10 protein-coding genes are annotated in these 13,103 nt (G+C 65.2%); 4 read left to right on the top strand and 6 right to left on the bottom strand.

Features of this window, described 5'->3' with window-relative positions:
• The first annotated feature begins 4 nt into the window (after positions 1-4).
• The 3 genes from NKJ81_RS23565 to NKJ81_RS23555 all read left to right on the top strand — a co-directional run bounded on the left by NKJ81_RS23565 (position 5) and on the right by NKJ81_RS23555 (position 5,112).
• Positions 5-1,102, top strand: coding sequence for an ABC transporter ATP-binding protein (locus NKJ81_RS23565; protein ID WP_352541928.1), 1,098 nt, complete (start codon positions 5-7; stop codon positions 1,100-1,102).
• A 56-nt stretch (positions 1,103-1,158) separates the two neighbouring features.
• Positions 1,159-3,192, top strand: coding sequence for an aldo/keto reductase (locus NKJ81_RS23560; protein WP_352541927.1), 2,034 nt, complete (start codon positions 1,159-1,161; stop codon positions 3,190-3,192).
• Positions 3,193-3,330: 138 nt separating this feature from the next.
• A complete protein-coding gene (locus NKJ81_RS23555; protein WP_352541926.1) occupies positions 3,331-5,112 on the top strand; it encodes an NAD(P)-binding domain-containing protein in 1,782 nt (593 codons plus the stop codon).
• A gap of 154 nt (positions 5,113-5,266) precedes the next feature.
• Here NKJ81_RS23555 and NKJ81_RS23550 read toward each other — a convergent pair whose 3' ends face one another.
• From NKJ81_RS23550 to NKJ81_RS23540, 3 genes are all read right to left on the bottom strand, one after another.
• Positions 5,267-6,496: an amidohydrolase/deacetylase family metallohydrolase gene (locus NKJ81_RS23550; protein ID WP_352541925.1), complete on the bottom strand. Its 1,230-nt coding sequence runs from the start codon at positions 6,494-6,496 to the stop codon at positions 5,267-5,269.
• A 22-nt stretch (positions 6,497-6,518) separates the two neighbouring features.
• Positions 6,519-6,884 carry a RidA family protein gene (locus tag NKJ81_RS23545; RefSeq protein ID WP_023675940.1) on the bottom strand — a complete coding sequence of 122 codons (366 nt, stop codon included), beginning with the start codon at positions 6,882-6,884 and terminating at the stop codon, positions 6,519-6,521.
• A gap of 342 nt (positions 6,885-7,226) precedes the next feature.
• Entirely contained in the window at positions 7,227-7,655 is a 429-nt protein-coding gene (locus NKJ81_RS23540) for an Lrp/AsnC family transcriptional regulator (protein WP_352474012.1), read from the bottom strand.
• A gap of 123 nt (positions 7,656-7,778) precedes the next feature.
• Between NKJ81_RS23540 and NKJ81_RS23535 the strand changes: the two genes are divergently transcribed.
• A complete protein-coding gene (locus tag NKJ81_RS23535; protein WP_352541924.1) occupies positions 7,779-8,882 on the top strand; it encodes a saccharopine dehydrogenase family protein in 1,104 nt (367 codons plus the stop codon).
• 162 nt (positions 8,883-9,044) lie between these two features.
• Here the strand turns inward: NKJ81_RS23535 and lpdA are convergent, their stop codons facing one another.
• From lpdA to NKJ81_RS23520, 3 genes are all read right to left on the bottom strand, one after another.
• Entirely contained in the window at positions 9,045-10,439 is a 1,395-nt protein-coding gene (gene lpdA / locus NKJ81_RS23530; RefSeq protein ID WP_352541980.1) for a dihydrolipoyl dehydrogenase, read from the bottom strand.
• A 246-nt stretch (positions 10,440-10,685) separates the two neighbouring features.
• A complete protein-coding gene (locus NKJ81_RS23525; protein WP_352541923.1) occupies positions 10,686-12,077 on the bottom strand; it encodes a dihydrolipoamide acetyltransferase family protein in 1,392 nt (463 codons plus the stop codon).
• A gap of 10 nt (positions 12,078-12,087) precedes the next feature.
• Entirely contained in the window at positions 12,088-13,101 is a 1,014-nt protein-coding gene (locus NKJ81_RS23520; protein WP_352541922.1) for an alpha-ketoacid dehydrogenase subunit beta, read from the bottom strand.
• Positions 13,102-13,103 lie beyond the last annotated feature (2 nt).

Raw genomic sequence — 13,103 nt, 5'->3', positions numbered from 1 at the left:
CAGCATGGCGGCAGTCACACTCAAAAACGTCATCAAGCGCTTCGGCGTCTTCGAGATCGTCCACGGCGCCAATATCGACATCGATGACGGCGAATTCGTCGTCTTCGTCGGCCCTTCCGGCTGCGGCAAGTCCACGCTGCTTCGGATGATCGCCGGGCTCGAGGACATCAGCGACGGCGAGATCGCCATTGGCGGCAAGGTGGTGAACGACGTCGAGGCGGCCGATCGCGGCATCGCCATGGTGTTCCAGTCCTACGCGCTCTATCCGCACATGACGGTCGAGCAGAATCTGAGCTTCGGCCTGAGAATGACCGGCAACCCCAAGGCAGATACCGAGCGGCGGGTGAAGCGGGCTTCCGAAATCCTGCGCATCGCCGAGCTGATGAAGCGGCGGCCGCGGCAATTGTCGGGCGGCCAGCGCCAGCGCGTCGCCATCGGCCGCGCCATCGTGCGTGAGCCGCAAGTGTTCCTGTTCGACGAACCGCTCAGCAATCTCGATGCCGAGCTCCGGGTGCAGATGCGCGTCGAGATATCGCGCCTTCATAAGGAACTCGGCGTTACCATGGTCTATGTGACGCACGACCAGACCGAGGCGATGACGCTGGCCGACAGGATCGTCGTGCTCAACGCCGGCAATATCGAGCAGATCGGCGCGCCGCTCGATCTCTACGACGACCCCGCCAACCGCTTCGTTGCCGGCTTCGTCGGCTCGCCCAAAATGAACTTCCTGGCGGCAAAAATGGTCGGGGCCGACAACGGTGCGGCGGTCGTCGAACTGGTCAATCATCGCGGCGCGCGACTGCGCAAGCCGCTTTCGGATGCCTTGCCTGCAACAGGCGGCGATGTCGTGCTTGGCGTGCGGCCGGAGCATTTCTTCGACGCCGGCCAGGGCGATTGCGACCTTACCCTCAAGGCCGACGTCGCCGAGCACTTGGGATCGGTGAGCTATGTCTATGCCAATTCCGGTACCGGGGGCGGACGCGAGGAACTGATCATCGAGCGCGAGGCCTCGCGGCATCGCGCGAACGGCGACGACCTGGTGGTGTCGATCAAAGCCGACCGCTCGCTTCTCTTCGACGCCACCGGCGCACGCGTTCGCTAACCCATCTTTCTTTTGTCCGATCGCGATTGCTCGCGGCCACCCCACGGAGATTTGACATGACGTCCAAACCAGAAAAAGTTCGCTGGGGCATTCTCGGGCCCGGCAACATCGCCAAGGCTTTTGCCGGGGGCGTCGCCCATTCGCGCACCGGCACATTGGTCGCCTTAGGGGCGCGCAATCCCGGCAAGGCGGGGCTCACCGAGGCTTTCCCCGGCGCCCGCATCCTGGACGGCTACGAGGCTTTGGTTGGCGATCCGGATGTCGACGCGATCTATATTTCGACGCCGCATCCGAGCCATGCCGAATGGGCGATCAAGGCGGCCGAGGCCGGAAAGCACGTGCTTTGCGAAAAGCCGCTTGGCCTGACCGCATTCGAAGCCGACGCCATGATCCATGCCGCGCGCAAGGCCGGCACCTTTCTCGGCGAAGCCTTCATGTACCGGCTGCATCCGCAGACGGCCAAGCTGGTCGAGCTGATCAGGGCCGGCGCGATCGGCGACATCAAGATGATCAAATCCAGCTTCGGCTTCGCCATGCCGGGCTTCATGCCGGAGCACCGGCTTTACGCCAAGGATCTCGCCGGCGGCGGCATTCTCGATGTCGGCGGTTATCCCGTCTCGATGGCGCGGCTGATTGCCGGCGCAGCAGTGGGAAAGCCCTTCGCCGAGCCGGACAAAGTCGTCGGCGCTGCGCATCTCGGCCAATCCGGCGTCGACGAATGGGCGTCGGCGCTGTTGCATTTTCCGGGCGGCATCGTCGCGGAAGTGTCCTGCAGCATCTCGCTCGCTCAGGACAATGTCTTGCGTATTGTCGGCAGCAAAGGCCGCATCGAGGTGGCGGATTTCTGGTATGCCGGCGGCCAGCAAGGCGGCACCGGCGAAATCCGCATCATCCGTCCGGGTGACACCGAGGTGGTCGAGGTCACGGAAGACGGCTGGCTGTACGCATTTGAGGTCGACGCCGCCGGCGAGGCAATTCTCGGCGGAAAGCAGGAGTTCGCCTGGCCCGGCATGGGCTGGGCCGACAGTCTCGGCAATCTGCGCGTGCTTGACAAATGGCGGGCCGCGATCGGGCTCGAATACGACATCGAGAAACCGGCAAAGCGCGTCAACACGATCTCCGGACGGAAGCTGCGCTCCGGCGGAACCGCCATCCCCAAGCGCAGCATTCCGGGCCTGCCGCGGCCGGCCTCGTGCCTGGCGCTCGGCTTCGAGGATTTCCGCACCTTTTCGTCGGGCGCCATCCTGCTCGATGCCTATTTCGAGGCCGGCGGCAATCTGTTCGACACCGCCTTCGTCTACGGTTCCGGCTATACCGAGACGCTGCTCGGCCAGTGGCTGAAGAACCGCGGCGTGCGCGAGCAGTCGGTGGTCATCGGCAAGGGCGCGCACTCGCCGCTCTGCTATCCCGACGTCATCGGCAAGCAGCTCACCCAGTCGCTCGAACGGCTGCAGACCGACCATATCGACGTCTATTTCATGCATCGCGACAATCCGGACGTGCCGGTCGACGAATTCGTCGATGCGATGGACCGCGAGGTCAAGGCCGGCCGCATTCGCGGTCCGTTCGGCGGCTCGAACTGGACGATGGAACGCATGGACAAGGCGATTGCCTACGCCGAGCGCACCGGCAAGCAGAAGCCCGGCGCGCTTTCCAACAATTTCTCGCTGGCCGAGATGCTGGAGCCGATCTGGGCAGGCTGCGTCACCTCCTCCAGCGACGAATGGAAGGCCTGGCTTACCGCCCGGCAGATGCCGAATTTCGCCTGGTCGAGCCAGGGCCGCGGCTTCTTCACCGACCGCGCCGGCCGCGACCGGCGCGACAATGAGGAGCTGGTCCGGGTCTGGTATTCGGAGAGGAATTTCGGCCGTCGCGACCGCGCCATCGAGCTCGCCAGACGGCTGGGCAAAAGCCCGATCCACGTCGCGCTCGCCTATGTGCTGGCGCAGCCGTTTCCGTCCGTCCCGCTGATCGGGCCGCGCACGCTCGACGAATTGGAAGACAGCCTCCAGGCGCTCGACATTTCACTTTCGCCGGACGATCTTGCATGGCTGGATAGCGGTTCGGATCAGGCCCGCGCGCGGGCCTGACGGCAGCGGCAGTCGCTTCGGCCTACGCTGCGCCCTTAGCTTCCGGACTGTTTGCGCTGCCCTCACCCTCTCCCGCAAAGATCCGGGAAAGGGTAAGAATGAGGGCAGCGCAAAGGCCACTGGAAGTTAGGAAGACAGATGCTCGACATCGCACCGACGAAACAGGCGGCCACCTGGCTCGATTCCTTTGCCCGGGCGCTCGAGGCCGGCGACGTCGAGGCGGCAACCAATTTGTTCGTCGAGGACTGCTACTGGCGCGATCTCTTGACCTTCACCTGGAACGTCAGGACGATGGAGGGCCGCGCCGCGATCCGCGACATGCTGGCGGCGACGCTGGCAACGACAAAACCTGCCCGGTGGCAGCTCAGCGGCGAAGCGACTTCGGACGAAGGCACGATCGAAGCCTGGTTTTCTTTCGAGACGTCATCGGCGTGGGGCCAAGGCATCATGCGCCTCAGGGACGGCAAATGCCGGACACTGTTTACCGCGATGAGCGATCTCAAGGGGTTTGAGGAGCGCAAGGGCCCGGCGCGGCCGCTGGGCGTCCGCCACAAGGCCGATCCGGAGCGCGAGACCTGGCTGGAGGCGAGGGCGCGCGAGACACGTGAACTCGGCGCCGGCCAGCAGCCTTATTGCCTGGTCATCGGCGGCGGCCAGGGCGGCATCATGCTCGGGGCGCGGCTCAGGCAATTGGGCGTGCCGGCCATAGTCATCGAGAAGAACGCTCAGGCCGGCGATTCCTGGCGCAATCGCTACCGCTCGCTCGTGCTGCACGACCCGGTCTGGTACGACCATCTGCCCTACATACCGTTTCCCGAGAACTGGCCCGTGTTCACGCCCAAGGACAAGATGGGCGACTGGCTGGAGATGTATACGCGCGTCATGGAGCTCAACTACTGGACCTCCACGACATGCGTGAGCGCGTCCTATGACGAGACCGAAAGGGTCTGGACGGTCGAACTCGATCGCGCCGGCGAGCGCATCACGCTAAAGCCGAAGCATATCGTCTTTGCGACCGGCGCCTATGGCCCGCCCAGGCGCATCGACCTGCCGGGTGCCGATGTCTTCAACGGCGAGATCCTGCATTCCAGCCAGTATTCCAGCGGCGAGAAATTCCGCGGCAAAAAGGTCGCCGTCATCGGCGCCGCAAGTTCCGGCCATGACGTCAGCGTCGACCTCTGGGAGAGCGGCGCCGAGGTGACGATGGTCCAGCGCTCGCCGACGACGGTGGTCAAGTCGGACACGCTGATGGAGATCGGTTTCGAGATCTTTTCGGAAAAGGCGCTGGCCCGCGGCATCACCACCGAGAAGGCCGACATGATCGTCGCCTCGACGCCGTTCGCGCTGCTGCCGCAAGGCCAGCGGGCGCTTTACGACATCATCAAGGCGCGCGACGCGGCCTTCTACGATCGTTTGCGCGGCGCCGGCTTCGCCATCGATTTCGGCGACGACGAGACCGGGCTCCTGATGAAGGCCTACCGCACCGGCTCGGGCTTCTACATCGATGTCGGCGCTTGCGACCTGATCATCGACGGCGAGATCGGCATCCGCAGCGGCGTCGGGATCAAGTCGCTGACGCAGACAGGCATCCTCTTCGACGACGGCACCGAACTGGCGGCCGACGCAATCATCGCCTGCACCGGCTATCTCTCGATGAACGAAACGGTGGCGGCGATCGTCTCGCGCGAAGTCGCCGACAAGGTCGGCCCGTGCTGGGGGATTGGCTCGGGCGTGAAAGGCGACCCGGGTCCGTGGCAAGGCGAATTGCGCAACATGTGGAAGCCGACGGCACAGGAAGCGCTGTGGTTCCACGGCGGCAATCTGGCGCTGTCGCGCTTCTATTCGAAGTACGTCGCGCTGCAGATCAAGGCGAGGATGGAAGGCATTGCGACGCCGGTTTATGGAGCGGCGGGGCGGTGAAGCTGTGATCTCCCCCCTCGAGGGGGAGATGGCCGGCAGGCCAGAGGGGGTCGCGGCGCGTCGAGCGCCAACCTCCGTCCGTTGCAGGAAGCGAGCCCAGTCGAACCGACCCCCTCTGTCGCCTTCGGCGACATCTCCCCCTCAAGGGGGGAGATCACCCACGCCCGAAATGCCGGCTCGCCACCTCGACATGCGTGTCGTGCGCATGCGCTTCGAAGCGTTCGGTCTCGCCGAGATCGTCCACCGCCTCGTTCGGCCACCAGCTGCCGCCGACCACGATTCCGTCCGAGACCAGCCTTTGCTCGGCGACCAGCGAGGCGCCGACCGAATCGACAAAGGTGAAGCGGCCCGGACGCAGCCGCAGCACCGCGATGTCGCCGACCGCACCCACCGCCAGCCTGCCGAGATCGGGCCTGGCGATCGCTTCGGCCGGCCGCTGTGTCGCGGCGCGCAGCACCTCGACCAGCGGCATGCCGAGCGCCAGCAGCTTCGACATGCACACCAGAATGTCGAAGGCCGGCCCGTCGACGCAGTAGAGATGCACGTCGCTGCTGATCACGTCCGGCGCCAGCCCCTCGCCGAGCATCGCCTTGGCCACTTCGAAATCGAACGAGCCCATGCCGTGGCCGATATCGAAGATGACGCCGCGCTCGCGCGCCAGCCGCATATCTGGCCGCACCGCCCCCGAGGCGAAGACCGGCGCGTTGGGAAACGGCCGGAAGCAGTGGGTGAGGATGTCGCCCTTGCGCAGCCGCGGCAGCACTTCCGAGCGGCCCGGCGGCGGCTCGTCTATGTGCGCCATCAGCGGCAGGCCGGCTTTGTCGGCGGCTTCGAGCGCGAGATCGACCGGCGCGATGCCGCTGGTGCCGCCGGCATGGCGACCCGAGCGGACCTTGACGCCGACAACCACGTCCGCGTGCTCGCGAGCCGCCGCTACGGTCTCGCGCGGTTCGCAGAGCCGGAGGTCGCTGCACTCGCCGACCGCCACGGTCTGCGAGAAGCCGAATATGCCGGCAAAGGAAATGTTGACGTAAGCCAGAATACGGACTTTCGAGCGCTCGATGACGTGGCGGCGAAAGCCGAGGAAATTGCCGGCACCGGCACTTCCGGCATCGATGAAGGTGGTGGTGCCGCTCTTTGCGGCGAGCCGGTCGGCATCGACGCCGAGCGACGTGCCGCCCCAATAGACATGGCTGTGCAGGTCGATCAGGCCCGGCGCGACGATCGAGCCCGTGGCATCGATGACGCGGGCGGCACGTTCGAATGGGATTTCGGTGTCGATCGCGGCGATACGGCCGTCGGCAATCGCCAGATCGCGCTGCGCGTCGAGGCCGGAGGCCGGATCGATGAGGCGGCCGCCTTTTATCAGGAGATCGAATTGCATCGCGCCTGTCTCCATTTTCCCGTCAGGCCGGCCTGTAGGCAACGGCCTCGACCTCGATCTTGATGTCGATCATCAGCCGCGACTCCACTGTCGTGCGCGCCGGCGGGTCTTTCGGGAAATGCCTGGCATAGACGGTGTTGAAAATGCCGAAATCGCGGGCGTCTTCGAGCCAGACCGTCGTCTTGACTACGTCGTCGAGGGTACAGCCGGCCAGCGCCAGTGCCGCCTTGACGTTCGACAGCACCTGCTCGGTCTGTTCGGCGATGCCGCCCTTGACCACCAGCCCGTCTGTGCCGACCGGCACCTGGCCCGAGACATAGACGAAATCGCCGGCCCTGACCGCCGGCGACAATGGCACATGGGATTTTCCAAAACACTGCTTGGGCAAGGAGGCCTCCTGTCTAGGTTCTTTGGGTGAACGCGCGATGCTGCGAGAGATAGGGGGCGGCTGCACGCCATCGATCCACATTTTGAAAGCCTATATCGCTTTGCTGCGGTAACGCCAGAACGATCACCGCCCTTGGTGATCCTTCGCGCCCCCCTCTGTCCTGCCGGACATCCTCCCCTTTAGTGGGGAGATCGGCAGCTTCGCCGATAGCATCCATTCAGCCACCTTGGAGATTGGCGAAAGCCGCGGTGACATCCAATCTCCCCCCTGGAGGGGGAGATGCCCGGCAGGGCAGAGGGGGGCGCTGTCCCGCCAGCATCTGGACCCGCGACACCAGCCCGCTCAGCGGTCGATCCGCGTCGACAGGATGATCGACGACGACGTGCGCTCGACTCCGTCCATGGCGCCGATCTGGTCGAGAAGCGTGTCGAGATCCCTGATCGACGGCGCCTCGACGATGACGATCATGTCGAAATTGCCGCTGACCGAGTGCAGCGTGCGAACCGGTGCCAGCGCCTGCAGGCTGCGCACCACCTTGTCGGCAAGCTTGGGGGTGACGGTGAGCAGGACATGCGCCCTGACCAGCCCCTGCTCGTAATCCGGCGACAGCCTGACCCCGTAGCCGGCGATGATGCCGCGCTGTTCCAGCCGCTCGATCCGGCTTTGCACCGTCGTTCGTGAGACGCCGAGCCGCCGCGCCAGTTCTGCGGTCGAGGCGCGCGCATTGGTGCGCAGCAGGGAAAGCAGAGCCTGGTCGGCATCGCTGAGCATTTCGACGAACCTTACCGTCACATTGCCCAAAGAGAGGCTGCGTTTCGTACAATCTCACGCTTCCTTTCGACAGGCAAGCTGCGATTCTAACCGTGAATTTAGCATTGGTGCGAGGGACCGGTCATGAAGGAAATCATCGTCGTCGGCGCCGGCAAGATCGGCTCGACCATTGCCGAGATGCTGGCTTCCACGGGCAACTACCATGTTACGCTCGTCGACCGCTCGGCGGCGCAGCTCGGCGCGGCCGAACTGCCTGAAACGGTCGAGACGCTGGAACTCGACATCGAAGCCGCCGGCACCCTCGAATCGGCCCTGGCCGGCAAATTCGCGGTGCTCAGCGCGGCGCCCTTCCATCTGACCACGCGCATCGCCGAGGCGGCGGCCAGCGCCGGCGTGCACTATCTCGATCTGACCGAAGACGTTGTCAGCACCAGGCGGGTCAAGGAACTGGCTCGTTCCGGCAGCAGCGCCTTCATCCCGCAATGCGGTCTGGCGCCGGGCTTCATCTCGATCGTTGCCAACGATCTCGCCAGCCGCTTCGACACGCTGGAAAGCGTGCGCATGCGGGTCGGCGCGCTGCCGCAATACCCGTCGAATGCGCTGAACTACAATCTGACCTGGAGCACCGACGGCGTCATCAACGAATATTGCGAGCCTTGCGAGGCGATCGTCGAAGGCGAGCTGATCGAAGTGCCGCCGCTGGAGGAGCGTGAAGAATTCTCGCTCGACGGCGTCACCTACGAGGCGTTCAACACCTCGGGCGGGCTGGGCACGCTGGCCGAAACGCTGAAAGGCAAGGTGCGGACGCTGAACTATCGCACCATCCGCTATCCCGGCCATGCCGCTATTATGAAGGCGCTGCTCAACGACCTCGGCCTGCGGCACCGCCGCGACGTGCTGAAGGACATTTTCGAAAGCGCCCTGCCGGCGACGCTGCAGGACGTGGTTGTCGTCTTCGTCACCGTCAGCGGCCGCAAGAACGGCCGTCTGCTGCAGGAAACCTACGCCAACAAGATCTACGCCAGGCGCGACGGCGAAACGGTGCGCAGCGCCATCCAGATCACCACCGCCTCCGCCATCTGCGCGGTGCTCGACATGCTCGCGGACGGCACCTTGCCGGCCAGGGGCTTCATCAAGCAGGAGGACATCGCCCTCGACGCCTTCCTGGCCAACCGCTTCGGCCGCGCCTATGCGCAGCACGAAATGGTTAGCCGGCTTGCAGGGTGAGCTGCGTAATCTCCCCCCTCGAGGGGGAGATGTCGCCGACAGAGGGGGTCGCCTCGCGTAGAGCGCCAACCTCCATCTGTCGCAAGGGAGGTCGCATCCAGTCGAACCGACCCCCTCTGGCCTGCCGGCCATCTCCCCCTCAAGGGGGGAGAGCGCGAGCCATCAGACATGCAGTGCGTGCCCCAGCGCCTTCAGCGCCGCTTCCGGAAAACCCTCGCCCTGTGTCGGATGGGCATGGATCGTCCCGGCGATATCCTCCAGCGTCGCACCCATCTCCAGCGCCAGCCCAAACGCCGTCGACAGCTCCGACACGCCCTGGCCGACGGCCTGGATGCCAAGCACCAGATGGCTGTCCGCCCGCGCCACTACCCGGACGAATCCGTCCTCGCCCAACTTCGTCATCGCCCGGCCATTGGCGGTGAAGGGAAACTGTCCGACCTTGATCTCGCCACGGGTCTTGGCCTCCTCCGGCGACAGGCCTGCGGTGACCAGCTCCGGATCGGTGAAACAGACAGCCGGGATCGCTCGTCTGTCCCAGCTGCGCTTGTGGCCGGCAACGATCTCGGCGACCATTTCGCCTTGCGCCATGGCCCGATGCGCCAGCATCGGCTCGCCGGTGACGTCGCCAATGGCAAAGATGCCGCGCATCGAGCTGCGGCACTGGTCGTCGATGCGGATGAAGGGTCCGGCCATGTCGAGGTCGATCTGCTCCAACCCCCAGCCTTCGGTCACCGGCTTGCGACCGACCGTGACCAGCATCTTGTCGGCAGCGATCTTGCCGTTCTTGCCGCCATTCGTCTCGACCAGCAGCGCGTCGCGCTTAGTGGACAGCCCCTTGGCCTTGGCGTTCACGAGCACCTCGATGCCGAGTTCGGCCAGCCGCTTCACCACCGGCCGGGTCAGTTCCGCATCATATTGCGCCAGCACGCGCGGCAACGCCTCGACCACGGTCACCTTGGCGCCCAGCTTGGCAAAGGCGATGCCGAGTTCCAGCCCGATATAGCCGCCGCCGACCACCGCCAGCCTCTCCGGAACTTCGCTCAGCGCCAGCGCCTCGGTCGACGAAATGACCGGCCCGCCGAACGGCAGCGACGGCAGCTCGACCGGCGCCGAGCCGGTCGCTATCACCACCGTTTCGGCTCGGATCACCTGCATGCCGATCTCGGTCTCGACGGCAACGGTCTTGCCGTCGCGAAATGTCGCCCAGCCATGCACCGTCTTCACGCCAGCTTTCTTCAGCAGGCCGGCGACGCCGTTGTTCAGCCGGCTAACGATGCCGTCTTTCCAGGCAATGGTCGCGGCGAGATCAAGCGACGGTGCCGCGACCGTTATGCCGAGTGGACTTTTGCCGCCGGCCATGTGCGAGAGCTTTTCGAACTCTTCGGCTGCATAAATCAGCGCCTTTGACGGGATGCAGCCGACATTGAGGCAAGTGCCGCCCGGTCTGCCTGCCTCGACGATCACCGTGTCGATGCCCAGCTGCCCGGCGCGGATGGCACAGACATAGCCGCCCGGACCGGCGCCGATGACCAGCAGCTTGCAGGAGATTTCCTTCATCATTGCACCTTAGTTCGACGAGCCGGCGGGGCAGCACCCCCCTCTGTCCTGCCGGACATCTCCCCCTCGAGGGGGGAGATTGGCAGCTTTCGCGTTCGGCTTAGTCCTGCAAAGCTGGAGATTGGCGAAAGGCGGGATGACGTCCGATCTCCCCCCTTGAGGGGGAGATGCCCGGTAGGGCAGAGGGGGGCGCGAAGGATCGCTACTGCTCTCATCTCACGCCCCTGCGATCCTCTGTTCATCTCCTCAGTCCACAAAAATCAGCGCCGGCGTCTCCAGCAGCGTCTTGATCCGCTGGATAAACACCGCCGCGTCCCAGCCGTCGATGACGCGGTGGTCGAAGCTGGAGGACAGGTTCATCATCTTGCGCGGGATGAACTGACTGCCGTCCCATACCGGCCGCACCATCATCTTGTTGACGCCGACGATCGCCACTTCCGGATGATTGATCACCGGCGTCGTCGCCACGCCGCCCATGGCGCCCAGCGAAGTGATGGTGATGGTCGATCCCGACAGTTCGTCGCGCGTCGCCGTGCCGGATTTTGCCGCCTCGGCCAGCCTGACAACCTCGGCTGCACAGTCCCAGATGTCGCGCGCCTCGGCGTGCTTGACCACCGGCACCATCAGCCCGGAAGCCGTCTGCGCGGCGATGCCGATATGGACGCCGCCATGCTTGTGGACGATGCCGGCTTCGTCGTCGAACAGTGCGTTGACATTGGGCTGGTCGGCGATTGCCTTGACCATCGCCCGCATCAGGAACGGCAGCAGCGTCAGCTTCGGCCTGTCCGCGCCGGGCCGCTTCTCCTTGTTGAGCGCGGCGCGCAAATCCTCGAGCGCGGTGACGTCGATCTCCTCGACATAGGTGATATGCGGGATGCGCGACCTGGCCAGCGTCATCTTCTCGGCGATCTTTCGCCTGAGCCCGACTATCTTGATGTCCTCGACCGCCTCGTTGCGGGCGAGGCCAGGGGCCTTCGCGAGCTGCGGTCCGCGTGCCAGGAAGGCGTCGATGTCCTCGTGCCGGATGCGGCCGGCCGGGCCGGTTCCCGGGACCTGCCGAAGGTCGATGCCGGCCTCTTTCGCCCTAAGGCGGACGGCCGGCGAGGCCAGTGGCTTTTCGCCCTCGGGGCGCGGCGCACCGACCGGCGCTATACCCTCGAAAGCCGGCGCAATACCCCCACCCCTAACCCCTCCCCACAAGGGGGAGGGGGACTCCGTATCCGCCGTTCGTGCGCCCTCGGTTCTTGGCACATGCCCGACCAAGGGCGAGCTGGACCTGGCTTCGGCTTTGGCGGCCGAAGCTCGTCCCCCTCCCCCTTGTGGGGAGGGGCTAGGGGTGGGGGTAGGTGCCGCCTCACCCTCCGCCGATTTCGCGCCTGCGTTCACATTTCCCTCGCCGGCCACCTTCAACCTGACAATCGGCGAGCCGATCGCCACCGTGTCGCCGATCTCGGCGCCCAACCAGACGATCTCGCCATCGACGGGCGACGGAATTTCGACCGTCGCCTTGTCGGTCATGACAGCGGCAAGCACGGCGTCCTCGCGCACGAGATCGCCGACCTTGACCTGCCATTCGACGAGCTCGGCCTCGGCGACGCCTTCGCCGACATCGGGCAGCTTGATGACATATTCGCCCATCGTTCCCTCTTCAGGCTTCCATCGTTTCGACCAGCGCGCGGCCTAGCCGGGCAGGACCGGGAAAATAGTCCCACTCCTGCGCATGCGGATAGGGCGTGTCCCAGCCGGTGACCCGCGCCACAGGCGCTTCCAGATGATAGAAGCAGCTCTCCTGAACCAGCGCCGAAAGTTCGGCGCCGAACCCCGATGTCAGCGTCGCCTCGTGCACGACCACGCAGCGCGCGGTCTTGTTGACCGAGGCGACGATCGTCTCGAGGTCGAGCGGCAGCAGTGTCCTCAGATCGATGATCTCGGCATCGATGCCGGTCTCCTCGGCTGCCGCCTGGGCGACATAGACCATCGTGCCATAGGCAAGCACGGTGACCGCCGCACCCGGCCGTCGGATCACCGCCTTGCCGAGCGGCACCGTGTAATGGCCGTCGGCAACCTCGCCGAGCTCATGTTTCGACCATGGCGTTACCGGCCGCTCGTGATGACCGTCGAAGGGGCCGTTATAAAGCCGCTTCGGTTCCAGGAAGATCACCGGGTCCGGATCCTCGATCGCCGCGATCAAAAGGCCTTTGGCGTCATACGGATTCGAGGGCACCACGACTTTCAAGCCGGAGACGTGGGTGAACAGCGCCTCCGGGCTCTGGCTGTGGGTCTGGCCGCCGAAAATGCCGCCGCCGGTCGGCATTCTCACGACGATCGGGCAGGTGAAATCGCCGTTCGACCGGTAGCGCAGCCGCGCCGCTTCCGAGACGATCTGGTCATAGGCTGGATAAACATAGTCGGCAAACTGCACCTCGACGCAAGGCTTCAGCCCGTAGGCGGCCATGCCGATGGCCGCGCCGACAATGCCGGATTCGCTGATCGGCGCATCGAAGCAGCGGCTCTTTCCGTATTTCGCCTGCAGGCCTTGCGTGCAGCGGAAGACGCCGCCGAAGAAGCCGACATCCTCGCCGAACACGATGACTTGGCTGTCGCGCGCCATCGACACGTCCATGGCGTCGCGGATAGCCTCGATCATGGTCCGCCGCGGCATGG

Origin of the sequence: Mesorhizobium sp. M0018 (assembly GCF_040323955.1) — a bacterium.
Classification (GTDB): domain Bacteria; phylum Pseudomonadota; class Alphaproteobacteria; order Rhizobiales; family Rhizobiaceae; genus Mesorhizobium.
This window is presented reverse-complemented; position numbering and strand designations above follow the sequence as displayed.